This window comes from Polaribacter sp., from assembly GCF_965660385.1.
Lineage (GTDB): Bacteria > Bacteroidota > Bacteroidia > Flavobacteriales > Flavobacteriaceae > Polaribacter.
In genome coordinates, this window is the sequence record NZ_CBFHZT010000002.1 from 1 (window position 1) to 24545 (window position 24545).

Consider the following 24545-nt stretch of genomic DNA (forward strand, 5'->3'; position numbering starts at 1 on the left):
AGGAATCAAGAATGCTACAATTCGTTATCAACTCACCTCTGATGAATTACATGAAGAAATAGAACAAAAAAAACAAGGCGTAACTTCCTCTTTAGGAGCAATTGCTGTAAATACAGGAGAGTTTACAGGGCGATCTCCTATGGATCGTTTTATTGTAAAAGATGAAATTACAAAAGACAAGGTTTGGTGGAGTAAAATAAACTTGCCTTTTGAGGAAGATAAGTTTGATAAACTCTACACAAAAGTTGTTGATTACTTATCTGATAAAGAAATTTTTGTGAGAGACAGTTATGCATGTGCAGACGAAAATTACAAATTAAATATTCGTGTTGTAAATGAATATCCTTGGAGCAATATGTTTGCATACAATATGTTTTTGCGCCCATCAGCAAAAGAATTAAAGAATTTTTCTCCTGAGTGGACCGTAATTAATGCTCCAGGTTTTATGGCTGATGCAGCTGTTGATGGAACTCGCCAACATAATTTTGCTATTTTAAATTTTAGCAAAAAAATTGCTTTAATTGGAGGTACAGGATATACAGGAGAAATTAAAAAAGGAATCTTTTCTGCTTTAAATTTTATACTACCAGTTTATAAAGATACATTGCCTATGCACTGCTCTGCAAATGTAGGTAAAGCAGGTGATACTGCTATTTTCTTCGGATTGTCGGGTACAGGTAAAACTACACTTTCTACAGATCCAAAAAGAAGTCTTATTGGTGATGATGAACATGGTTGGACTTCAGAGAATACCGTTTTTAATTTTGAAGGAGGCTGTTATGCCAAAGTAATTAACTTATCAAAAGAACAAGAACCCGAAATTTTTGCAGCCATTAAAAAGGGTGCCATCTTAGAAAATGTTGTTATGGATGATAATGGTGTTGTAGATTTTGCAGATACTTCTATCACCCAAAATACAAGAGTAAGTTATCCTATTTATCATATAGATAATATTCAACAACCTTCAATTGGTAAAAATCCTAAAAATATTTTCTTTTTAACTGCAGATGCTTTTGGTGTTTTACCTCCAATCTCCAAGTTAACTCCAGCTCAGGCAGCTTATCATTTTATATCTGGTTATACAGCCAAAGTTGCTGGTACAGAAGCTGGTGTTACAGAACCTGTACCAAGTTTTTCAGCTTGTTTTGGTGCACCTTTTATGCCTTTACATCCAACAAAATATGCAGAAATGCTGAGTAAAAAAATGAAAGATGCTGGTGTAAATGTTTGGCTAATTAATACAGGTTGGTCTGGTGGTAAATATGGTGTGGGTAGAAGAATGCCTTTAAAATACACAAGAGCAATGATTACTGCTGTTTTAAATGGAGAATTGAGCGATTATACCTATGAAAAATACCATATTCATTCCGTTTTTGGAGTGGCACAACCAAGGGAATGTCCTGGAGTACCAACAGAATTATTAAGTCCAAGAGCAACTTGGAATAATGATGATGCGTATTATGAAACTGCCTTTAAATTATCGAATGCATTTAGACATAATTTTAAACAATTTGAGGAATTTGCAAACGAAGAAATTCGTAGGGGAGGCCCTCAACGTTATGCATATTAGTAATTTTTTAGTCATTAATTGTTTCAATACAAACACCTCTTTTATGGGGTGTTTTTTATTTTAAACAAGTATATTTATTGATATTTACAAAATTATGCTTAAAAAATACTTTAAAAATATTGGCCCAGGTACTTTGGTGGCTGCAGCTTTTATTGGTCCAGGTACAGTTACACTCTGTACTTTGGCTGGTGTAAATTTTGGTTTTAATTTATTGTGGGCCATGGTACTATCTATCATTGCAACGATTGTTTTACAAGAAATGGCTGCACGATTGGGTATTATTTCTCAAAAAGGATTATCAGAAGTTATTAGAGAAGAGATTAAAATCCCTTTTTTAAAGCATTTTATTACTATATTAATTTTAGCTGCAATTGTTGTTGGAAATGCAGCTTATGAAGCAGGAAATATAAGTGGTGGAATTTTAGGATTAGAAACTGTATTTGGTGAATTCAAATATCCTATTGGTGATTTTTCCATCAATTTTATGAGTTTAATTATTGGTATACTTGCTTTTATGCTCTTATATATTGGAAACTATAAATTCTTAGAAAAAGTACTGGTTACCCTTGTTTTATTAATGAGCTTTTCATTTGTACTTACTGCAATAATTACTAAACCAAATCTATTAGAAATTTTTAAAGGAATGTTTATTCCAAATTTTCCTGAGCAGAGTTTATGGACTATTATTGGTTTAATTGGTACAACAGTGGTTCCTTACAATTTGTTTTTACACGCATCTTTGGTAAAAGAAAGATGGAATAAAAAAGAAGACCTAAAATTTGCTAAAAAAGATACGATGATTTCTATTATTTTAGGTGGATTGGTCTCCATAGCAATTATTGTTTCTTCAGCGTCAATACCTTCAAAAAATATTGTAAACGCTTCAGATTTAGCTGAAGGTTTAGCACCTTTGTATGGAGAATTTGCCAAATACTTTTTGGCTCTTGGTTTATTTTCGGCAGGTGTTACTTCTGCTATAACAGCACCTTTAGCAGCGGCTTATGTAGCCAAAGGTTGTTTAGGATTTAAAGGTAATATGCAATCAAAATCGTTTCGTTTTGTGTGGATTGTCATTCTTTTTTTAGGGGTTTTATTTTCGTCAGTAGGCATAAAACCAATTGAAATTATAAAATTTGCACAAGTGGCTAATGGAATGCTTCTGCCAGTTATAGCTGGAATTTTATTGTGGATAATGAATAAAAAGAAGGTTTTGGGAGCTTTTGTAAATACAAAAATTCAAAATAGTATCGGGATTGTAATTTTTGCGATTGCATTATTTTTAGGATTAAAAGGAATTTTAAAAGTTTTTAATTTGGTATAATATGAGGATAGATATGAATTGTGATGTTGGTGAAGGTGTTGAAAATGAACATTTAATGATGCCATATATTTCGTCTTGCAATATTGCTTGTGGTGGTCATTTTGGTGATGCAACTACGATTGATAAAACCATGCAGTTAGCAATTGATAATGGTGTAAAAATTGGTGCCCATCCTTCTTTTCCTGATACAGAAAATTTTGGCAGAAAATGGATGAAAATTTCTAATGATGCCTTACAAAAAAGCATTGAAAATCAAATGGATTTATTTTTAGAAAGACTTTCTTTTTTTAATGAAAAAATACATCACATAAAACCTCATGGCGCTTTGTACAATGCAATTGCTAAAAATGAAGAATTTGCAACTTTGTTTATCAAAATCACAGAAAAATATTTAAAAGATGTTTTTTTGTATGTGCCATATCAGTCTAAAATAGAGGAGGTTGCTTTAAAATATGGGGTCAATATTAAATATGAAGCATTTGCAGATCGTAATTATACAAACGAGCTGACTTTAGTTTCAAGACAACATAAAAACGCTCTTTTGGTTGATGAAAATGAAGTTTTACAGCATGTTTTATCAATGATAAAATATCAAAATGTAAAAACAATATCTGGTGATATAAAAAATATAAAAGCAGCTACGTTTTGTGTACATAGTGATACTCAAAATGCACTTGAAATGGTGAAATATTTACATCAAAATTTAATAAAATTAGGTTATACAATTGGGGAAACAACTAACATATAAACGTTTTGGTGAAAAAGCCATACTAATTGAATGGGAATCAAAAATTGATGATACCATTTTAAATGATATTATACTGTTTAAAGAAAAAATTATAGCAGAAAAAAGAATTGATTTTGTTGATGTAATTCAAGGTTATCATTCATTAACCATCGTTTTTAGTCATCATATTATCAATTTTAAAAAAGAAATACAGCTTCTTCAATCCATTTATTCATCAACCTCCAATAAAATTGAGCAGAAATTTCACCTTTGGCAAATACCCGTTTGCTATGATTTAGAATTTGGTATCGACCTAAAGGAAATAGCGCAACAAAAAAATAGTACTGTTGATGAAATCATCAAACTACATTCAGAAGTTGTGTACAAAATCTATTTTATCGGATTTTTGCCAGGGTTCTTGTATTTGGGTGGTTTACCTGAGCAACTTTTTGTAGATCGAAAAGCAAACCCCAGATTACATGTTGCTAAAGGTTCTGTAGGAATAGGAGGGATGCAAACAGGAGTGTATCCAAACAATTCTGCTGGTGGTTGGAATATTATTGGTAAAACACCTGTAAACTTTTTTAATGTTGAAAAAAAACATCCCTGTTTTGCAAAAGCTGGAGATTGCATTAAATTTAATCCGATTTCTTTGCCTGAGTTTTATCGAATTGAAAAAGAAATTAATGCAAAACAGTATCAAATTAAAAAATTGACGCAAAATGCTTAAAGTTTTAAAAGCTGGTTTTTACCTTACTATACAAGATAAAGGCAGAGTTGGTTTTGCTGCTCAAGGTGTACCAGTTTCTGGAGCAATGGATGCGTATGCTGCAGATTTGGCAAATGCTGTTTTAAACAATTCTTTTGAAGCTGCTGTTTTAGAAATAACATTTGGTGCTTGTAAATTTGAGTTTTTAGAACCTACACTAATAACCATAACTGGTGGAGATTTTTCTCCTAAAATCAATAATAATCCCATTCAACTTAATAAAAAAGTTCTTGTACATAAAGGTGATATTTTAACGTTTGGAAAAGTAAATTATGGAGTTCGTTGTTATTTGGCTGTCAAAGGTGGTTTTCAATCAGAAATAAAACTAAAAAGTAGAAGTTTTTATCCTGATATTACTAAAGATTTTATCCTTAGAAAAAATGATGAAATCTTTTACAAACCTTATGATAAAGATATAAATACAACCCAATCATCCATCAAAATAAATAAATCTCATTTTAAATCTCAACTAATAACTTGTTTTCAAGGTCCTGAATTTGATATGTTAAATGAACAGCAACAAAAAAGAATTGCATCGCATAAATTTTCAATTTCAAAAGAGCATAGTAGAATGGGTTACAAGTTACATGAGGAAATCGCTAATAATTTACCTCAAATTTTAACAGCTGCTGTTTTACCTGGCACTGTGCAATTAACACCCTCAGGAAAGTTAATTGTATTGATGAGAGATTGTCAAGTTACAGGTGGTTATCCAAGAATTTTACAACTTACAGAAGCATCTATAAATAAGTTGGCTCAAAAAACGATGCATAATTTTTTACAGTTTTCTATTATTGGCATTTGAGTTAACATTCATTTTAATTGAGTTAAGTACAACTATGTTCTTCCTTTACTTTTGTAATGTAATTGATATGTATTGATATGTAAAGATAAAAACATAGAATTGCAAAACACAAGTTTAACCATTAAAACCATTACAGATGAGTAATAACAACACCAATACAATAGTAGGATTATTAGCAGGAACAGCCATAGGAGCAACTTTAGGAATATTGTTTGCACCAGATAAAGGTATTAGAACTAGAAAGAAAATTGCTGATGAAGCTGTAAATGCAAAAGACAAGATAATTGAAACTGCTGCAGATGTTAAAGAAAAAGTAGCATCTACATACTCTGATAAGAAAGAAACTTTAGACTCGCAATTAGAATCTGTAGTCTCTAATGTTAGCCATAAAACAGAAGATGTAATTACTACATTAGAAAAGAAATTGAAAGATTTAAAAGAAAAGAATAAAAAATTACAAAAGACAGCCTAATATATGGATATATTAAAATCTTTAAAAGATACCTCTGAAGATGGATTTGATATTGGTAAGAAGTATGTAGATGTTTCTTATAAATATAGTAAACTTAAGGTATTTCAGATTTTAACCTATTCTATAAGTAGCTTAACCAAACTTTTTTTAATAGGTAGTTTACTTAGTGTAGGTATAATATTTATGTCTATTGCAGGCGCAATTGCCTTAGGAGACTATTTAAACAACACACCTTTAGGGTATTTGTTAGTGGGAATTTTATTGATGATTATAGGCTTTTTTATTTATTTATTAAGAAAAGTTATTGACAAAAATATTATCAGCAAAATGTCACCACAATTCTTTGAAACTAAACTTTAACCATTATGAAAGCCTACACATCTTTTGCAGAAATTGAAAATGATTTAAAAAAACTATCACTTGAAAAAAAGATTGCAGAAGAAGAATTAAAAATTGTAAAACACAATTTTGAAGATTGCTTAAAACCAGTAAACTGGATGAAAACAGTTTTTACAGCCATAAGTAAATATGGTATTTTGTTAATTGTAAAAAGAATATTTAAGTAACCTAACAACATTTTATAGTTGATAATGGTTGGTTGATTTGAGCCTTGGTATTTTTTAAATATCAAGGCTTTTTGATGTTACTACCTTTAGTTTTTTCTTAAATTGATTCGGAGTAATTTTATATTTTTCTTTAAAAATTTTAGAGAAGTAACTTCTGCTACTAAAACCAATACTATACACGATTTGTGAGATATTTAAATCGGTATTTTTTAACATATCTCTAGCAGATTCTAATCGAACATGTCTTATGTATTCTGTAACCGTTCTTTTATATAAAAACTTAAAACCTTCCTGTAGTTTTGCTTGTGTTAGACCAGATTGAAAAGAAAGTTGTGTTAAAGAATATGCCTTTGCAGGATTTTTTAAAATTGCAAACCCAATTTTTCTCACAATTTTTAGTTCAGTATTACTAATAGCTTCAGGGACCTCATTGCCATCTAATAAACTGTTATGTTGTTGAATATGAACAGATAAAATTTCATACACTAAAGATTCTATCTTTAAAATACGCAACATTCCTTTTCCTCTAACCTTATGCAAACGTTTTATTAAATCTGCCATTTTTAGATTTAATGTACCGTAATTTACAAAGCGATTGTCGTGATCGGTATCAATAAAAACTTCATATAATTTTTTATTTAAAGTAGAAACATTAGTGGTTTTTTTCTTTAAAAAGTGTTTTCTAACAATTTGAATAACATTAATTTCTAGTTGTACATCTTTTGGAAAAATAATATCATTAAAAGCACCGTCTTTATTGGTAAAGATTAAAGATTGGAATTGACTCACTTCTTTACTTGTGTTGTCTTTGCCAAATTTATGTTTTAAATGACCAACTGAAGGATAAATGAAACGAATTGGATTAAAATCATCGTAAGATTTTGAATGTAATGTAATTTGTTTATGGAATTTTATCTTAAAGTCCATCAAATGAACACCCCAATCAAAAGGAATATATCTTATGCTACCAATAGCATCTTGATTGTTTATTTTTAAAATAGACTCTCCCCATCGTTCCGTAATTTCTCCACCAATAGCATCTTGAAATTGTTCTAAAAAATCTTTTGGGCTATCAGCACTAATTTCAATATGCTTCATAATAATAGCTATATAAATATTTGCTAATAAATAGCATCAATTAATTTCAGTAAATGTAATCTAAAATTTTTTCTAAATTATAAAAAGAAAACACATTTTATTTGGTGTCAGTTAACATCAAAATACCATGCATAAGCTAAAGTCTTTTTGTTAAAGTGTCTCTAAAGTGCACAAAAAGTAGGAAAACACTTTTTGGTTGCCAAGTATTTAGCACCAATAAAAGAATTAAATGCTAAATTAAAATATATGCATTACACTTGGTTTCTCAATCACCTTTGTAGGAAACGCTTTTATTTTAAGAGTTTTAGATTTTAGAGGTGTTGCAGAAGCTACAGCATTAATCGTATAAATTTATTCTATGTGTTTTTAGTGCTACTTGTTATGTTGCTAATTAGAAGTAGAGCAGTAAGAAAAAAGGACAAAGTTATTTACATATAGTTATCAGCCATCAAAATAATAGCTGAGCAATAAAAAAAGCACTTAAATTATGACTTAATTCATAATTTAGGTGCTTTTTGCTTTAAAACACATTACTTGTTTTAACTATTTTTTAGTTTGATGTTATTCTTTCTTTTTAACAATAACTTCAACTTGTTTTGTTACTTCGTTTTTATTTTTAGTAACATTTACACTAACTATCTCTCCAGCTTCTTTTGCTTTTTGTTCAATTTCTTCTGGGGTGCCTTCAAATTTTTGAATGTCTTCAGTTACTTTACCATTTACAGTTTTGGTTGTAGTAATGGTTGCCATTGCTAAATCTCCAGAAGTTTTATTAATTTCTACTTTTACTTCTTTTTTATTGTTGTAGTCAGAAACACTTGCTGTACTCATTGCTATACTTGGTGCAATAACCAAAGCCACAACAGACATTAATTTTAAAAGAATGTTTAAAGAAGGACCAGAAGTATCTTTAAAAGGATCTCCAACAGTATCACCAACTACAGCAGCTTTGTGAGCATCTGTACCTTTTTTACCTTGTTCTTCGATAGTTTTCTTAGCATTATCCCAAGCACCACCTGCATTCGATTGAAAGATTGCCATTAAAACTCCACAAGTTGTTACACCTGCTAATGTACCACCTAACATTTCTGCACCACCAATAAAACCAATAGCAACAGGAACAGCAATAGCTAATAAACCAGGTAAAACCATTTCTTTAATAGATGCTTTTGTAGAAATATCTACACATTTATCATATTCAGCAACACCATCAGCAGCATCAAAAATTGCTCTTTGTTCCTTGGTTGCTTTTGTCATATCAGAATCTACAGCTCTCATTACTTCTAAAGCTGCTTTTAATTTAGGAATATCTCTAAATTGACGACGAACCTCTTCAATCATTGCCATTGCAGCTCTGCCAACTGCATTCATAGATAATGCAGAAAATACAAATGGTAACATACCACCAATTAGCAAACCAGCCATAATTCTAGGTTGAGAAACGTCAATTGCACTAACATTTGCAGTTTTCATAAAAGCAGCAAATAGAGCCAAAGCAGTTAGTGCAGCAGAAGCAATTGCAAAACCTTTACCAACAGCAGCAGTAGTATTACCAACAGCATCTAACTTATCTGTACGCTCTCTAACTTCGCTTGGTAATTCTGCCATTTCTGCAATTCCACCAGCATTATCACAAATAGGTCCATAAGCATCTACAGCCAATTGAATACCTGTATTTGCAAGCATACCTACAGCAGCAATTGCAATACCATATAAACCAGCAAAATGGTGAGATACAATAATTGCAGCTGCAATTAAAATGATAGGTATAGCTGTAGACATCATACCTACACCTAAACCAGCAATTATATTTGTAGCAGCACCTGTTTTAGATTGTTCTACAATAGAAAGTACTGGTTTTTTACCTGTAGCCGTATAATATTCAGTTACTTTACCAACAGCCAAACCAGCTACTAAACCAGCAATAGTTGCCATAAATACACCCCAAGATCCAAAAGGTAAACCTTCTACAGCCTCAGGGATTAAAACATTAATAATAAAGTAAGAAGCAACAACCATTAAACCAGCAGATCCAAACTCACCAATGTTTAAGGCCGTTTGTGGATTTCCACCATCTTTAACTCTTACAAAAAAGGTTCCTAAAATAGACATTAAAATTCCTGTTGCAGCTAAAACTAAAGGTAAATAAACTGCCCCCATACCATTGAAATCTGGAGTAATAATAAAAGCACCAAGAACCATAGTACCAATAATTGAACCTACATAAGATTCAAATAAATCTGCACCCATACCAGCAACATCACCTACATTATCACCCACATTATCTGCAATGGTTGCAGGGTTTAAAGGATGATCTTCTGGAATACCAGCTTCTACTTTACCTACTAAATCTGCACCAACATCTGCTGCTTTTGTATAAATACCACCACCAACTCTTGCAAATAGTGCAATTGAAGATGCACCTAAAGAAAAACCAGAAAGTACATTTAAAACAAGTGTTAAGTTTTCTGCACCAGACCAAATGTTTTGATAGATCATAAATAATCCACTTAATCCTAAAACACCTAAACCAACAACTCCTAAGCCCATTACAGCTCCACCTGCAAAAGCTACCTCCAAAGCTTTTCCTAAAGAAGTTCTTGCTGCTTGTGTAGTTCTAACATTTGCTTTTGTTGCCACTTTCATACCTACAAACCCTGCTAATGCAGAACAGATTGCACCAATTATAAAAGATACTGCAACAACACCGCTAGAACCTTCTTCTGCGGATCCTTTAAAATATAATAAGATAGCTACTGCTATCACAAAAATTGCCAAAACTTTGTATTCAGCTTTTAAAAAAGACATTGCTCCTTCCGCAATATTTTTGGCTATTCTTTTCATTCTATCTTCACCTTCGTCTTGCTTAGAAACCCAAGCGCTTTTAATGAATACAAATGCTAAAGCTAGAATACCAAAGCCCCATAAATAGTTTACTATTATTTCCATATTTGTTTAATTTATTGAATTTTTAAAACGAGGCTAAAAGTAATAAAATTAAATTGATAAAAAAAGCACACGTTAATTAAAGATATAGTATTTAAAACCCTCTTATATTATTATATTTTCAATACTATGATAAATATCACTTTTATTAGAATTTAAAATTGAATTTTAATATTTAAAGTTTAGTTTGTTATAGTTATAATCTATTACTTTATAGATTAGTGTTACGTGTTAAAATAAAAAAACACCCTAAAAAATAGAGTGTTTTGTAAAGTTTAAGTAAACTGGTAGCTTAAATAGTAAAAGTTCTTTTTTTCTTATGTTCACTTTGATCATAACGTTCTACACATTCGTGATAGATTTTTACAGCAGCTTCTGCATTTCCCCAACCACCAGTATCAACTTTTTTCTTTTCTAAATCTTTATACACTTGAAAAAAGTGTTCAATTTCTTTTAATCTATGAGGATTCAAGTCTGAAATGTCTGATTTATTACTCCAAATAGGGTCAGAAACTGGTACGCAAATTACCTTTTCATCTGGACCTTTTTCATCAGTCATATAAAAAACACCTATGGGTCTTACCTCCATAACAACCATTGGGTGTGTTGGTTGATGACCTAAAACTAGAACGTCTAAAGGATCTGAATCTAAAGCTAAAGTTTCTGGGATAAAACCGTAATCTCCAGGATACATCATTGATGAAAATAACATTCTATCAAAACGAATTTTGTGTAATGCAAAATCGTACTCATATTTATTTCTACTTCCTTTAGGAATCTCTATTAAAACATCAAAGGTTAAGGGTTTGCTTTCGCTCATAATTATATCAATTTGTTAAAATTTCGAAACAAATGTAGCGAAAGTGTAAGGTTTTATAAAGTAAATAAAGTTTAATTTACGCAATTGTTTTCGGAAAAAAAGAAAAGAGCACAAAAAAAATCCTTCTCAAAACATTATAAGAAGGATTTTTTTTAAATTAATATATCTAAGTATTTATAAATACATTACCTCTTTTACTGCTTTAATGACATCATTTGAATTTGGTATCCATTTTTCTAATAAAACTGGAGAATATGGAGCTGGAGTATCAGCAGTAGTAATTCTTTTTATTGGTGCATCAAGATAATCAAAAGCTTCATCTTGAATTCTATAGGTTATTTCTGAAGCTACACTTGCAAAAGGCCAAGCCTCTTCTAAAACTACAATTCTATTGGTTTTTTTAACAGAGGTTAAAATTGCATCATGATCCATTGGTCTAACTGTTCTTAAATCAATAATTTCTACAGAAATGTTTTCTTTTGCCAATTCATCAGCAGCTTTATATGCTTCCTTAATTATTTTTCCAAAAGAAACAATAGTAACATCAGTACCTTCTCTTTTAATATCGGCAACACCAATAGGTATAATATATTCTCCTTCAGGAATCTCCATTTTATCCCCATACATTTGCTCAGATTCCATAAAAATTACTGGATCATCATCTCTAATCGCAGCTTTTAATAAACCTTTTGCATCATAAGGGTTAGATGGTACAATTACTTTTAAACCAGGTGTGTTTGCAAACCAATTTTCAAATGCTTGTGAGTGGGTTGCTCCTAATTGACCAGCAGAAGCAGTTGGCCCTCTAAAAACAATCGGACAATTGAACTGCCCACCAGACATTTGTCTAATTTTCGCAGCATTATTTATAATTTGATCAATCCCAACCAAAGAGAAATTAAAAGTCATGTACTCTACAATTGGTCTGTTTCCATTCATGGCAGAACCGATGGCAACCCCAGCAAAACCAAGTTCAGCTATTGGGGTGTCAATTACACGTTTTTCACCAAACTCGTCTAACATTCCTTTACTTGCTTTATAAGCACCATTGTACTCAGCAACTTCTTCACCCATTAAGTAAATGCTTTCATCTCTTCGCATTTCTTCGCTCATTGCTTCGCAGATAGCTTCTCTGAATTGAACTGTTTTCATATAGAATTAATTGTAGTTGTTTGTTTAGACAAGCAAAAATAAGCAATTAATTGACATTTCCTTAAATGATATTTAGAAACTATTCAAATTATTTTGATTTAATACTCAATCGATTTCGAAAAATGTTAAATTATTTAAAATTTATTATGCATGCATAGTATTTTTTAAAAAAAAGCCGTAGTTTTGTCATCTATTAGAAATTAGTATAAAACAGAATTTTATGAAAATATTAGTATGTATTAGTCACGTTCCTGATACCACTTCTAAAATTAATTTTACTGAAAACGATACAAAATTTGACACAAATGGTGTGCAGTTTGTGATAAACCCTTATGATGAATTTAGCTTAACAAGAGCAATGTGGTTTAAGGAAAAACAAGGGGCTAAAGTTACTGTAGTAAGTGTTGGGAGTTCGTTAACAGAACCTACTTTACGTAAAGCTTTGGCAATTGGAGCCGATGATGCAGTTCGAGTAAATGTTGAAGCTACTGATGGTTTGGCTGTAGCTAAACAGTTGGCAGAAGTTGTTAAAAATGGGGGTTATGATTTGGTTTTGGCTGGCAGAGAGTCCATTGATTACAATGGAGGAATGGTTCCTGGAATGTTAGCAACTTTAGTAGATTATAATTTTGTTAATGGTTGTGTAGGTCTTGAGGTAGAAGGAGATTCAGTAACTGCAATCAGAGAAATTGATGGCGGAAATGAAACATTAAGCACAAAACTACCTTTAGTAATTGGTGGACAAAAAGGTATTGTTGAAGAAAAAGATTTACGTATACCAAATATGCGTGGTATAATGATGGCTCGTAAAAAGCCTCTAAATGTTGTTGAACCAATTGATGCTTCACCTTCAACTTCAATAGAATCATTTGAAAAACCTGCACCAAAAGGTACTGTAAAATTAATTGATGCTGATAATATCGATGAATTAATTAATTTGCTTCATAATGAGGCGAAAGTGATATAGTCTTACAAATTGATTATTCTGAAATTGGTTTCAGAATGTCTAAAAAGATTATCGAAATAAAAAATAAGTTACTGAATGAAGTTCAGGAAAAAATTTAAAAATAAAATTTTATGTCAGTTTTAGTATTTGCAAATGCAACCGATGGTAAATTTAAGAAAAATGCTTTTGAAGTAGTTTCTTATGGAAAAAAGGTTGCTGAACAATTAGAAAGTAATGTTGTTGCTTTAACGATAAATGCAGATAATAGCGAAGAATTATATACCTATGGAGCAGAAAAGGTAATTACAGTTGCTAATGAATCCTTAAAAACTTTTAGTGCGAAAAAATACGCTTCTGTAATCTCTCAAGTTGCTGATAATCTAGGTTCAGAAATAATTATTTTAGATTCTAGTATTGATACTTTACATCTAGCTCCAATATTAGCTGTTTTGTTAGATGCAGGTTATGCATCAAATGTTGTAGCTCTACCAAGTGCTACGAGTCCTTTTACTGTAAAAAGAAAAGCATTTTCAAATAAAGGATTTAGCAATACTGTAATTACTACTAAGCATAAGATTATTGGGGTTGCTAAAAATTCTTATGGAGTTTTTGAGAATCCTGTTGCTGGAACCACTGAAAATTTCGACGCCAAAGTAATTGAATCTGATGTAAAATCAGAGAAATTAGAGCGTGTATCAGGCAAAGTTACTATTGCAGACGCAGAAATAGTAGTTTCTGCAGGTAGAGGTTTAAAAGGCCCAGAGAATTGGGGAATGGTAGAAGAGTTAGCAGATGTTCTAGGTGCTGCAACAGCTTGTTCTAAACCTGTATCAGATTTAGGCTGGAGACCTCATGGAGAACATGTAGGGCAAACTGGTAAGCCAGTGGCTTCAAATTTATATATTGCTATAGGAATCTCAGGAGCTATCCAACATTTAGCAGGAATCAATGCATCAAAAGTAAAAGTAGTAATCAATACAGATCCAGAAGCACCTTTCTTTAAAGCTGCAGATTATGGAATTGTGGGTGATGCTTTTGAGGTAGTGCCACAATTAATAGAGAAGCTCAAAGCTTTTAAGCAAGCTTAATTCAAATATTCAAACACAGTTTTTAAATGAAAACCTATTAGAACAGTAAACTAATAGGTTTTTTCTTTTGGTAAAAACTAGCAAAATAAAAAGGTGCAGTCTATTATTTTTATTAAATTGTGCCCTCGAAAAAGTATTTTTTATTATGATTTATGAATAACTACTTTTTTTTGATTTTGTAGAATGATATATGAGTTTAATACCACTAACCATTAAAGGAATTTCATACAGCCAAACACAAAGTGGAGCCTATGCTTTAGTTTTGAGCGAAATTGAAGGAACGAGAACCTTGCCTATTATTATCGGAGCTTTTGAAGCACAGTCTATTGCGATTGCTTTAGAAACTGAAATAAGACCTCCCAGACCTTTAACACATGATTTATTTAAAACTTTTTCAGATACTTTTGGTATTGTTGTTAAAGAGGTAATAATTCATAAATTGGTAGATGGGGTTTTCTTTTCGAGCTTAATTTGTGAAAGAGAAGGTGTAGAAGAGTTGATTGATACTAGAACATCGGATGCTATTGCAATTGCAGTTCGTTTTAATGCTCCAATTTATACTTATGAAAACATTTTAGATAAAGCTGGTATTTATTTAAAAGTTGAAGAAGAATTAGATATTGAAAATAAAGATGAATCCTCAGAATTACCTATAGATTTTCAAGTCGTTTCGCCAAAAAAGACCAACGATTTTTCGAGTTATTCCTTAAAAGAATTACACAATCAACTTAATAATGCTGTTGCTAATGAAAATTATGAATTGGCTGCTAAAATTAGAGACGAGATTAGTAAACGTCCGTAAAAATTATATTATTACTTATGAAAAAAAATCTTGTTCTAATTCTTTGCTTTTTATCGGCTTCAATTTTTTCTCAGGATGCTGATGTAGTTGTTGCAACTTCAGAAATTTTACCAAGCCAAGGATTTTCTATACATAGTTTATGGAGAGGAATTTTAGGAATGGCAGTTTTAATTTTAATTGCTTTTTTATTTAGTAGTAATAAAAAAGCAATTGATTGGAAAAAAGTAAGTATTGGTTTATCGTTACAATTATTAATTGCAATAGGCGTCTTAAAAGTAAAATTTATACAAGCAATATTTGAATTTATTGGCGGTATTTTTATTGAAATTTTAGAATATACTAAAGCAGGTAGTGAATTTCTATTTTCAGGTATGGTTAGTAATATGGATACCTTTGGATATATTTTTGCCTTTCAAGTTTTGCCAACAATTATCTTTTTCTCAGCCCTTACTTCTTTGCTGTTTTATTTAGGAATCATTCAAAAAGTTGTAAAATTACTAGCTATTGGTCTCTCTAAATTTTTAGGAATTTCTGGAATGGAAAGTTTATCAGTAGCAGGAAATATATTCTTAGGCCAAACAGAAGCACCCTTATTGATAAAAGCCTATTTAGAGAAAATGAACAAATCTGAAATGCTTTTGGTAATGATTGGTGGTATGGCTACTGTAGCTGGTGCTGTTTTGGCTGCTTATATTGGTTTTTTAGGTGGTGGAGATAAACAATTAGAACTCGTTTTTGCAAAACACTTATTAGCAGCTTCTGTTATGGCTGCACCAGGTGCTATTGTTATCTCAAAAATTTTGTATCCACAAACGGAAGAAGTGAATACAGATGTAACCGTTTCTCAAGAAAAAATAGGGTCCAATATCTTAGATGCTATTGCCAATGGTACTACAGAAGGTCTGCGTTTGGCTGTAAATGTTGGTGCAATGTTGCTAGTATTTGTGGCTGTAATTGCAATGGTAAATGGAATTTTAGGTTGGGCAGGAGAGATTACCACTTTAAATTCTATGATAGCATCAAATACTGGTTATAAACAACTTTCTTTAGAGTTTATTTTAGGCTATATTTTTGCACCTTTAATGTGGTTGATTGGTGTTGCATCAGAAGATATGGCATTAATGGGGCAGTTATTAGGAATTAAATTGGCAGCAAGCGAATTTGTTGGCTACATTCAATTGGCTGAATTAAAAAATGCAGCAAGTGCAAGCCATTTAACCTTTAATAAATCTGTAATTATGGCCACTTACATGCTTTGTGGTTTTGCAAACTTTGCATCTATAGGAATCCAAATTGGCGGAATTGGTTCACTGGCTCCAGGACAACGCAAAACTTTATCAGAATTTGGAATGAAAGCCTTAATTGGTGGTACAATTGCTTCTTTAATGTCGGCTACGATTGCAGGGATGATTATTGGATAAAAAAGTGTAATTGTTTAAACGTTTAAAAATTTTGCGTTTTAACAGGTACACAAAAGAACACTTAAACGATTACACATTAGAATGAAACAATATCACGACTTAGTAGAACACGTTTTAGCAAACGGAAATGAAAAAGGCGATAGAACAGGAACTGGAACCAAAAGTGTTTTTGGGTATCAAATGCGTTTTGATTTGAGTGAAGGTTTCCCAATGGTAACCACTAAAAAACTACATTTAAAAAGTATTGTTTATGAACTATTGTGGTTTATAAAAGGTGATACCAATATTAAGTACCTACAAGAAAATGGTGTACGAATTTGGAATGAATGGGCAGACGAAAATGGAGATTTAGGCCCTGTGTATGGTCATCAATGGCGTAATTGGAATAGTGATGAGGTAGATCAACTACAAGAAGTTATTGCAACCTTAAAGAAAAACCCAAACTCTAGAAGAATGCTGGTTTCTGCTTGGAATCCTTCTGTTTTACCAGATACTTCTGTTTCATTCTCAGAAAATGTAGCGAATGGCAAAGCAGCTTTACCTCCTTGTCACGCTTTTTTTCAGTTTTATGTTTCTGATGGAAAACTGTCTTGTCAGCTTTATCAAAGAAGTGCAGATATATTTTTAGGGGTACCTTTTAATATTGCATCTTATGCTTTATTTACCATGATGATTGCTCAAGTTTGCGGTTATGAAGCAGGTGAATTCATTCATACTTTTGGTGATGCACACATTTACAACAATCACGTAGAGCAATTAGAATTGCAATTGTCTAGAGATATTAGGCCATTACCCACAATGAAAATTAATCCTGAAATAAAAAATATAGAAGATTTTACTTTTGATGATTTTGAATTGTTAAATTATAATCCACATCCGCATATTAAAGGCAAAGTGGCAGTGTAAGTTAAACCAATGCGTTTATCAATATCTACGATTTTAATTGGTGTAGATTGCTTATTTTTTACTTCGTAAACTCTCAATAACTACGGTTATCAAAATTAAGCTTCCACCTATAAAAGTATTTTTATTCGGTACTTCGTTTATAAATAAGTAGGCAATAATAATTCCAAAAATAGGCTGAACACTACCTATTATACTTGCTGTAGAAACCGAAAAGTATTGTAACGAATTTACCAACAAAGTATGCCCAATAGCTGTGGTTACTAAGGCAACTAAGAGTAAAAATGGCAATTGACTTTCTAGATTCGAAATATCACTAATAAATAAAACTGGTAAAAGTAACACAGAAACTGTTATTAGTTGAAATAACATAATTGCGCTACTATTATAATTTGTAACACTTTTTTTAGTGATTAAATTTCGAAGCGAATAACATAATGCCGAAAATATACCAAATAAAATACCTTTGGCTTGGTTGTTTTCTATAGAAAAATCTGGTACTAGAAAGTAAATACCCACCAATACCAACATCGCTAAAAATACATGAACAAAACTGAGTTTTTGTTTAGAGAAAAATGGCTCTAAAAAAGCGGTCATAATTGGGAAAGTAAACATAGATAACATACCAATGGCTACATTAGAAAGTTTTAAAGCGTAAAAATAAGTAACCCAATGTGCACCCATAAAAAAACCACTTATTAAAAATGAGATTTTATCTTTTTTAGAATAAATGGATAGATTTACTTTTTTAATTTTACAAAATATATAAATAAAAATTGTTGCTAAAAGCGCTCTAAACAAAATAATAGCTTCTGGAGGCATTGCAATATATCTTCCTAAAACACCAGATGTACTAATAAAAAGTGTTGCTATAAAAAGTACTGATAAATGTTTTGTATGGTTTTGGTCTGTCATTTAGTTTTGTTCGCTTTTTTTAAAATAAAGTTGAAAAGAATGTAAATTGTACCAGGAATTCCAATCCAAATTATTTCATTTAAAATTATGTTTAAACCTCTTTTTGTGAAAAAATTTGCAATACCTAAAGGGGAAACTTTAATTGGTCTCCAAGGGAAGAAATAACGCGTATTATCAAAAGGAGCTAAAAACGCTACTCCATATCCACCAGAAGTCATAGCATCTAAAATTGGGTGAGATGAAGTACATAAAAAGAAAAAGAAGATTAAAGTGATTCCTTTTTTAGATAAAAACTGTGTACTATAAAAAAGAACAACTATTAAGATTGATAATAAAAAGGCAAATAGTAATGAGTGTGTAAAACCTCTGTGCCCCCAAAAACTATCGTAAGGTATCCCAAAACTGAAACCTAGTACATCTGCATCAGGAATTATAGCACAAATAACTGCAAGTAAAAATAATTTTAAAGTTTGTTGCTTCCGAGAAAAACTACTTCCTAGCGCTATCGACATAAAAGCATGTCCAAATAATGATGCCATTCTAAATGCTTTCTAATTTTTGTAACGCTTTTTTTACAGTATCAATTTTTATAAAAGTAATCAATAAACGTAAGCCGTTTTTGGTTTGTTTTTCTTTCATTACACAACTTTTAGGGTTTTGTTGCACGAATTGTAACATTTTAGCAAAAGCTTTTGTTTGATAAAATTCACTTTGCTGGTCAGAAACAAAATAACCAATCATCCTTTTTTGTTTTAAGATGATTTTCTCTAAACCTAACTCTTTTGCCAACCACTTTATACGAACTGAGTCTAATAAATCTTCAACTTGTGTTGGGAACTCTCCAAACCTATCAATAATTTCCGTTTCAAAAGTTTGCAATTCATCTTCGGTTTCTAAGTTTCCTAATTTATTATATAAAGCTAATCTTTCTGTTATTGAGTTGATATAATCATCGGGAAAAAGAATTTCAAAATCCGTATCAATTTGTACTTCTTTTACAAAATCTTTTGGTTTAGAATCGTCTGTTGGATACAACTCCTTAAATTCATTCTCTTTCAATTCTTCAATAGCTTCTTGCAATATTTTTTGATAAGTATCAAATCCAATGTCGTTGATAAATCCGCTTTGTTCACCACCTAGTAAATCTCCTGCACCACGAATTTCTAAATCTTTCATGGCAATGTTAATTCCGCTTCCTAAATCAGAAAATAAAACCAAGGCTTCTATTCGTTTTCTAGCATCATCTGTCATCATATGATAAGGAGGTGTAATAAAATAACAGAACGCTTTTTTGTTAGATCGTCCCACTCTTCCTCGCATTTGATGCAAATCACTCAAACCAAAATTATTGGCATTATTTATAAAAATGGTGTTTGCGTTTGGAACATCTAATCCGCTTTCGATTATGGTTGTAGAAACCAACACATCAAAATCACCATTCATAAAACCTAGCATTAATTCTTCTAGTTTTTTACCTTCCATTTGTCCATGACCAATGCCAATTTTTGCAGATGGAACCAACCTTTGTAACAAACCAGCTACTTCTTTAATATTTTCTATTCGATTATGAATAAAGAAAACTTGGCCTCCTCTAGAAACTTCGTAAGAAATAGCATCACGAATGGTTTCTTCAGAGAAACGAATGACATGGCTCTCAATTGGGTGTCTGTTTGGTGGAGGTGTTTTTATGACGGATAAATCTCTTGCAGCCATTAAACTAAACTGTAAAGTTCTCGGAATTGGAGTAGCAGTTAAGGTTAACGTATCTACATTCTCCTTTAAAGTTTTGAGTTTGTCTTTTACAGCTACACCAAATTTTTGTTCTTCATCAATAATTAAAAGCCCTAAATCTTTAAATTTTATACGCTGATTAGTCAATTGATGTGTGCCAATAATAATATCTACAGCTCCATCATTTACACCTTCAATCGCTGCTTTTTTTTGTTTTGCAGTTCTAAATCGGTTTAAATAGTCTATTTTGATGGGGAAATGTTGTAAGCGTTCTGTAAATGTTTGATAGTGTTGAAACGCCAAAATAGTAGTTGGTACTAAAATTGCCACTTGTTTTCCGTTATCAACAGCTTTAAAAGCAGCTCTTACTGCAACTTCTGTTTTTCCAAAACCAACATCACCACAAACTAACCTGTCCATTGGTTGTTCTTTTTCCATATCTGTTTTTACGGCTTGGGTGGCTGTAAATTGATCTGGAGTATCTTCGTACATAAAACTACCTTCTAATTCATGCTGCATATGCGTGTCTGGACCAAACGCAAATCCTTTTTCGAGCTTACGTTTTGCATATAATTTTATTAAATTGAATGCAATATGTTTAACTCTGGCTTTGGTTTTTTGTTTGATTTTTTTCCAAGCACCAGAACCCAATTTGTAAATTTTAGGTGCTTTACCATCTTTACCATTAAATTTAGAAATTTTGTGTAGCGAGTGAATACTTACATATAAAATATCACGCTCTCCATAAATTAGTTTAATGGCTTCTTGCTTTTTACCTTGAACATCAATTTTTTGTAAACCACCAAATTTTCCAATTCCATGGTCCATATGCGTTACATAATCGCCAATTTCTAGTTTATTGAGTTCTTGAAGTGTTATGGCCTGCTTTTTGGCATAACCATTTTTAAGTCTAAACCTATGATAACGTTCAAAAATTTGATGATCTGTATAGCAAACTAATTTTTGATCAACATCTACAAAACCTTGATATAAAGGAAAAACCACGGTTTCATAATGTACTTGTTCTTTAGCGTCATCAAAAATATCATGAAAACGTTTGGCTTGTTGTTCGTTGGCGCAAAAAATATAATTGGTAAACCCAGCTTTATGGTATTCATTTAAATTTTCAATCAATAAATTAAATTGTTTATTAAAAGAAGGTTGTGGCTGTGTGTTAAAATTTATGGTAACTTTATTTTGATTCTGTTTTGAGTTTGATTCTAAGCTGATTAAAGTAAAATCTTGGAGTTGATTCTTAATAAATTCTCCATCACAAAATAATTCTTTAGGTTTTGCATGATTAATTTCTTTGGATAAATTAGCAAAAGCATCTTCTGCTTTTTTGTAGAATTTATCTAAATTACCAGTTAATAGATTTATGTTTTTTGTAAAAATTACAGTTTTTGATGAAATATACTTTAAGAAACTCTCTCTGTTTTCTTGTAAAGTTTTATTTTCAACATTTGGCATTATAGAAACTTTTTTTAATTTCTCTTTAGAGAGTTGTGTTTCTACATCAAAAGTTCTAATACTATCAATTTCATCGCCAAAAAATTCTACTCTATAAGGTTTATCATTTGAAAAAGAAAACACGTCTATAATTCCACCTCTTACAGAAAAATCTCCAGGTTCAGTAACAAAATCAACCCGTTTAAATTTATACTCAAAAAGAACTTCGTTTACAAAATCTAGCGATAAATTTTCGCCAAGATTTATTTTAAGTGTGTTTTTTTCTAATTCTTTTTTGGTAACTACTTTTTCAAACAAAGCAGTAGGGTAGGTGACAATTATAGCCGGTTTTTTACGAGAATTGATTCTGTTTAAAACCTCTGAGCGTAATAAAACATTGGCATTGTCGGTTTCTTCAATTTGGTAAGGTCTTCTATAAGATCCTGGATAAAATAATACATTCTTATCGCCTAATAATTGTTCTAAATCATTTAAATAATAGGCAGCTTCTTCTTTATCATTAAAAATTAATAGATACGGTTTATTTGCTTTTTTAAATGTTTCAGATATAACAAAAGACAACGAAGAACCCACCAAATTTGTAGTTTGAAAATGGGTTTTGTCTTGTTGTAGTTCTTTAAATATCTGCAAAATACCTGCAGATTTTTGGTATTGGTTAACAATTTGTTGCCTACTCAACTTAATAATTTTTCACAAATGTACTATCTTATGTAATAAAAAACCATTAAGAATTTTCTTTTCTCGTAAAAATCAATATCTTTAATCTTAAAAGAAATTAAATTATTTGCTATGAAAGAAAAAAGTTATAAAAAATATGTATTCATATTACTGTTTTTGAGTGTATTGTCAGTGAAGAGTCAAGATTCTACTAATAAATGGACAGTAGGAATTGGGTTAGGAGGATTACTGTATTCCGAGAAAGATTTAGATAAAATTGGTTATCGGTTTTCAGAGCAATTCCCAAGATTGTCTGTTGCCAGATATGTATTTAAAAATACGACAATTGCAGGTTTGTTTTCACAGTCTGTTCAAGAACAAAAAAAATACTTAACTTTTGATGGTGAAATAAGATACGATTTCGGTACATCAGAAAATTTATTAAATGTATATTCTGTAGTTGGAGGCAGTTTAATTGATACTCGGTTTACGCTACCTCTAATTAATTTTGGCTTTGGAGGATCTCTTTGGCTTTTTGATAATATTGGCCTCAATGGACAATTGTTATATAAATATAACAACTCAGGTTTTCAAAGCCAAGCATCACATATATTTGCTAGTGGTGGTATTGTGTATCGTTTTAAAATAGGTAGTTCTAGTAAAGGTATACGTAAAACAAGAAGGAGATTATGGGAAATGGAACATTAACTTGCGTTTAAAAATTTAGCATAATAAAACTTTTATCGGTTTTTCGAGTAGTAATTTATTATAGGAAAGCAATGTTATCAATGTTATCAATGTTATCGCAAAAAAAAACATGTCTATACAAGTTTCATCATGAGAAAATAAGATATCTCTATAATTCTACCTTTACTTAAAAATTTCCAGTTGTTATAGTAATAAAATTAACGATTTTAAATTTCTTAGCTATAAGAACATTTCGTGCAAAATTGCTCTTTATTATTAAAAGTCAATAAGTAAAGTTCATCTCTTGTTAAACTTTTTACGATTCATAATACAACTATAGTTTTTTAAACATTGGTTTATTGGGCGATGCTTAATCAACTTATAAAATTTTCATAAATGCACACTCTTTTATCTAATAAAATACCACCCAGAATTTTCTTTTCTTATGGAATAGAATATATTTGCAACGCTACTGAATGGTATAAGTGGTAATTATATAGATTAAATGGTTTTAATTTAAGATTAAGTGTTCGTTTTATGTGGATTGAATCTAATCGAAAATTAACACCACTAATACCCTTTTTGGAGATTAAATATCTCGAGTTAGTAGACAGTGCTTTGATTAATTGTTTTGAAAAAAAGGTAGTGTTATGATAAAATCTAAATTGTTAAAAATTGTGTTGGTAATCGTTTTATCAACCAATAGTTTAAGGGCTCAAGAGCTTAGCGAAAAGTGGGGTATTGGTTTAAATACAAGCTCAGTTCTATATTCTTCTGAAGATGGACCTACAGTTGGTGGTAGATATATTGCCACTTTACCAGGAATTAGTGTTAGTAGGTATTTAGGAAAAAAAGTGACTATTTCTGTTATGTTTTCGAATGCGATTAACGATACACAACAATATTTCTCATCCGATTTTAATTTAAGTTACGATATTTTTAATCCAGATTCCTTTTTAAGACCTTATTTGCTAGCGGGTGTTGGTGTTGTAAACCTTTTAGATTCTGGTTTAACGTTAAATTTAGGTGGTGGAGGTACACTTTGGGTTTCTAAAAATATCGGTTTAAATGCGCAATTGATGTACAAAGTTAGTACCATTGGTGGTGAGTTGCAAAAATCACATTTTTTTGGTTCAGCAGGAATAGTGTACAGTTTTAGTCCTTCTAGAAATAAAAGGCTTTGGGAACAATAGTCGTATCACTTTTTAAAATTTTATTTTAAGATTGATATCATTTTTTTAGGTGATAAATATTCAAAAAATCTTTTTTCGATTTTAAAGTTTTTGTCTAAAATCAAATTTACAGGTAAACTGAAAGGTTTATTTTTTCTTTGTGCTAATAAAAGCGGAATTTGATGAGTTGGTTTTCTGCTTTTTCCAAATTCTTGGTTTACGTATTCTTTTCCTCCAAAAAAAATAGATCCTTTATATTCAGCATCCATTTTTACAGCATAATAATTGGAATTTAAAATAGCGATAACTTCGCTGTTTTTAAAAGCGACTTTATCCATTTTTTTACAATAAACACACCAATCTGCATAAAAAGAAATGAATACTTTTTTAGGTTTACTTTGCAAAGCATCTTCGAGTTGCTCAAAATTTAGCCAATGAATTTCTTTTTTTTGAGCATTCATGTCATTAATCAATATCATCAACATAAGACAGAGAAGAAAACCATTT

23 protein-coding genes are annotated in these 24545 nt (G+C 31.0%); 15 read left to right on the forward strand and 8 right to left on the reverse strand.

All coding sequences use genetic code 11. From position 1 onward, the window contains the following. The 8 genes from pckA to ACTG3V_RS00910 form a co-directional block, all read left to right on the forward strand. On the forward strand, positions 1 to 1570 hold a 1570-nt coding region (gene pckA / locus ACTG3V_RS00875; RefSeq protein WP_439130233.1), incomplete at its 5' end, for a phosphoenolpyruvate carboxykinase (ATP). A gap of 94 nt (positions 1571 to 1664) precedes the next feature. Continuing rightward, complete coding sequence (locus ACTG3V_RS00880) at positions 1665 to 2891, forward strand: Nramp family divalent metal transporter (RefSeq protein ID WP_439130234.1); 1227 nt, start codon at positions 1665 to 1667, stop codon at positions 2889 to 2891. A 1-nt stretch (position 2892) separates the two neighbouring features. Further along, positions 2893 to 3639 carry a 5-oxoprolinase subunit PxpA gene (pxpA, locus tag ACTG3V_RS00885; RefSeq protein ID WP_439130235.1) on the forward strand — a complete coding sequence of 249 codons (747 nt, stop codon included), beginning with the start codon at positions 2893 to 2895 and terminating at the stop codon, positions 3637 to 3639. Beyond that, positions 3617 to 4348, forward strand: coding sequence for a 5-oxoprolinase subunit PxpB (gene pxpB / locus ACTG3V_RS00890; RefSeq protein ID WP_439130236.1), 732 nt, complete (start codon positions 3617 to 3619; stop codon positions 4346 to 4348). Before pxpA ends, pxpB begins: the two co-directional genes overlap by 23 nt. Next, the gene (locus ACTG3V_RS00895; RefSeq protein ID WP_439130237.1) at positions 4341 to 5192 is read left to right on the forward strand and encodes a biotin-dependent carboxyltransferase family protein; all 852 of its coding nucleotides are present in this window, start codon (positions 4341 to 4343) and stop codon (positions 5190 to 5192) included. The genes pxpB and ACTG3V_RS00895 overlap by 8 nt, the downstream gene beginning before the upstream one ends. Before the next feature lie 136 nt (positions 5193 to 5328). After that, positions 5329 to 5664 (forward strand): YtxH domain-containing protein, encoded by a 336-nt coding sequence (locus tag ACTG3V_RS00900; RefSeq protein ID WP_439130238.1) that lies wholly within the window; start codon positions 5329 to 5331, stop codon positions 5662 to 5664. A 3-nt stretch (positions 5665 to 5667) separates the two neighbouring features. After that, positions 5668 to 6024, forward strand: a complete 357-nt coding sequence (locus ACTG3V_RS00905) for a hypothetical protein (protein WP_439130239.1) — start codon at positions 5668 to 5670, stop codon at positions 6022 to 6024. A gap of 5 nt (positions 6025 to 6029) precedes the next feature. Continuing rightward, positions 6030 to 6230 carry a DUF6327 family protein gene (locus ACTG3V_RS00910; protein ID WP_439130240.1) on the forward strand — a complete coding sequence of 67 codons (201 nt, stop codon included), beginning with the start codon at positions 6030 to 6032 and terminating at the stop codon, positions 6228 to 6230. A gap of 54 nt (positions 6231 to 6284) precedes the next feature. Here ACTG3V_RS00910 and ACTG3V_RS00915 read toward each other — a convergent pair whose 3' ends face one another. The 4 genes from ACTG3V_RS00915 to ACTG3V_RS00930 all read right to left on the reverse strand — a co-directional run bounded on the left by ACTG3V_RS00915 (position 6285) and on the right by ACTG3V_RS00930 (position 12246). After that, the gene (locus tag ACTG3V_RS00915; protein ID WP_439130241.1) at positions 6285 to 7328 is read right to left on the reverse strand and encodes a helix-turn-helix transcriptional regulator; all 1044 of its coding nucleotides are present in this window, start codon (positions 7326 to 7328) and stop codon (positions 6285 to 6287) included. Between the two features lie 561 nt (positions 7329 to 7889). Beyond that, positions 7890 to 10277 (reverse strand): sodium-translocating pyrophosphatase, encoded by a 2388-nt coding sequence (locus ACTG3V_RS00920; protein WP_439130242.1) that lies wholly within the window; start codon positions 10275 to 10277, stop codon positions 7890 to 7892. 289 nt (positions 10278 to 10566) lie between these two features. Further along, positions 10567 to 11094: an inorganic diphosphatase gene (locus ACTG3V_RS00925; protein ID WP_439130243.1), complete on the reverse strand. Its 528-nt coding sequence runs from the start codon at positions 11092 to 11094 to the stop codon at positions 10567 to 10569. Positions 11095 to 11268: 174 nt separating this feature from the next. Continuing rightward, complete coding sequence (locus ACTG3V_RS00930) at positions 11269 to 12246, reverse strand: pyruvate dehydrogenase complex E1 component subunit beta (protein WP_439130244.1); 978 nt, start codon at positions 12244 to 12246, stop codon at positions 11269 to 11271. A 220-nt stretch (positions 12247 to 12466) separates the two neighbouring features. Here ACTG3V_RS00930 and ACTG3V_RS00935 point away from each other — a divergent pair, with 220 nt between their 5' ends. From ACTG3V_RS00935 to ACTG3V_RS00955, 5 genes are all read left to right on the forward strand, one after another. After that, positions 12467 to 13213: an electron transfer flavoprotein subunit beta/FixA family protein gene (locus ACTG3V_RS00935; protein ID WP_439130245.1), complete on the forward strand. Its 747-nt coding sequence runs from the start codon at positions 12467 to 12469 to the stop codon at positions 13211 to 13213. Between the two features lie 110 nt (positions 13214 to 13323). Beyond that, complete coding sequence (locus ACTG3V_RS00940) at positions 13324 to 14280, forward strand: electron transfer flavoprotein subunit alpha/FixB family protein (protein WP_439130246.1); 957 nt, start codon at positions 13324 to 13326, stop codon at positions 14278 to 14280. Between the two features lie 190 nt (positions 14281 to 14470). After that, on the forward strand, positions 14471 to 15082 hold the full coding sequence (locus tag ACTG3V_RS00945) for a bifunctional nuclease domain-containing protein (protein ID WP_439130247.1): 612 nt from the start codon (positions 14471 to 14473) through the stop codon (positions 15080 to 15082). Positions 15083 to 15099: 17 nt separating this feature from the next. After that, positions 15100 to 16503: a NupC/NupG family nucleoside CNT transporter gene (locus ACTG3V_RS00950; protein WP_439130248.1), complete on the forward strand. Its 1404-nt coding sequence runs from the start codon at positions 15100 to 15102 to the stop codon at positions 16501 to 16503. A gap of 81 nt (positions 16504 to 16584) precedes the next feature. Then, on the forward strand, positions 16585 to 17409 hold the full coding sequence (locus ACTG3V_RS00955; RefSeq protein ID WP_439130249.1) for a thymidylate synthase: 825 nt from the start codon (positions 16585 to 16587) through the stop codon (positions 17407 to 17409). Positions 17410 to 17460: 51 nt separating this feature from the next. Here the strand turns inward: ACTG3V_RS00955 and ACTG3V_RS00960 are convergent, their stop codons facing one another. Genes ACTG3V_RS00960 through mfd form a run of 3 tightly spaced genes read right to left on the reverse strand, consistent with a single transcriptional unit; the run spans position 17461 to position 22200 of the window. Then, the gene (locus ACTG3V_RS00960) at positions 17461 to 18321 is read right to left on the reverse strand and encodes a DMT family transporter (RefSeq protein WP_439130250.1); all 861 of its coding nucleotides are present in this window, start codon (positions 18319 to 18321) and stop codon (positions 17461 to 17463) included. Continuing rightward, complete coding sequence (locus tag ACTG3V_RS00965) at positions 18318 to 18860, reverse strand: metal-dependent hydrolase (protein ID WP_439130251.1); 543 nt, start codon at positions 18858 to 18860, stop codon at positions 18318 to 18320. Before ACTG3V_RS00965 ends, ACTG3V_RS00960 begins: the two co-directional genes overlap by 4 nt. A 1-nt stretch (position 18861) precedes the next feature. Further along, positions 18862 to 22200 (reverse strand): transcription-repair coupling factor, encoded by a 3339-nt coding sequence (gene mfd / locus ACTG3V_RS00970; RefSeq protein WP_439130252.1) that lies wholly within the window; start codon positions 22198 to 22200, stop codon positions 18862 to 18864. 156 nt (positions 22201 to 22356) lie between these two features. On the opposite strand from mfd, the gene ACTG3V_RS00975 reads away from it, so the two are divergent. Continuing rightward, the gene (locus tag ACTG3V_RS00975; RefSeq protein ID WP_439130253.1) at positions 22357 to 22887 is read left to right on the forward strand and encodes a hypothetical protein; all 531 of its coding nucleotides are present in this window, start codon (positions 22357 to 22359) and stop codon (positions 22885 to 22887) included. Between the two features lie 629 nt (positions 22888 to 23516). Then, the gene (locus ACTG3V_RS00980; protein ID WP_439130254.1) at positions 23517 to 24059 is read left to right on the forward strand and encodes a hypothetical protein; all 543 of its coding nucleotides are present in this window, start codon (positions 23517 to 23519) and stop codon (positions 24057 to 24059) included. Positions 24060 to 24079: 20 nt separating this feature from the next. On the opposite strand, the gene ACTG3V_RS00985 is transcribed toward ACTG3V_RS00980, so the two are convergent. After that, positions 24080 to 24499 carry a thioredoxin family protein gene (locus ACTG3V_RS00985; protein ID WP_439130255.1) on the reverse strand — a complete coding sequence of 140 codons (420 nt, stop codon included), beginning with the start codon at positions 24497 to 24499 and terminating at the stop codon, positions 24080 to 24082. Positions 24500 to 24545: the final 46 nt, after the last annotated feature.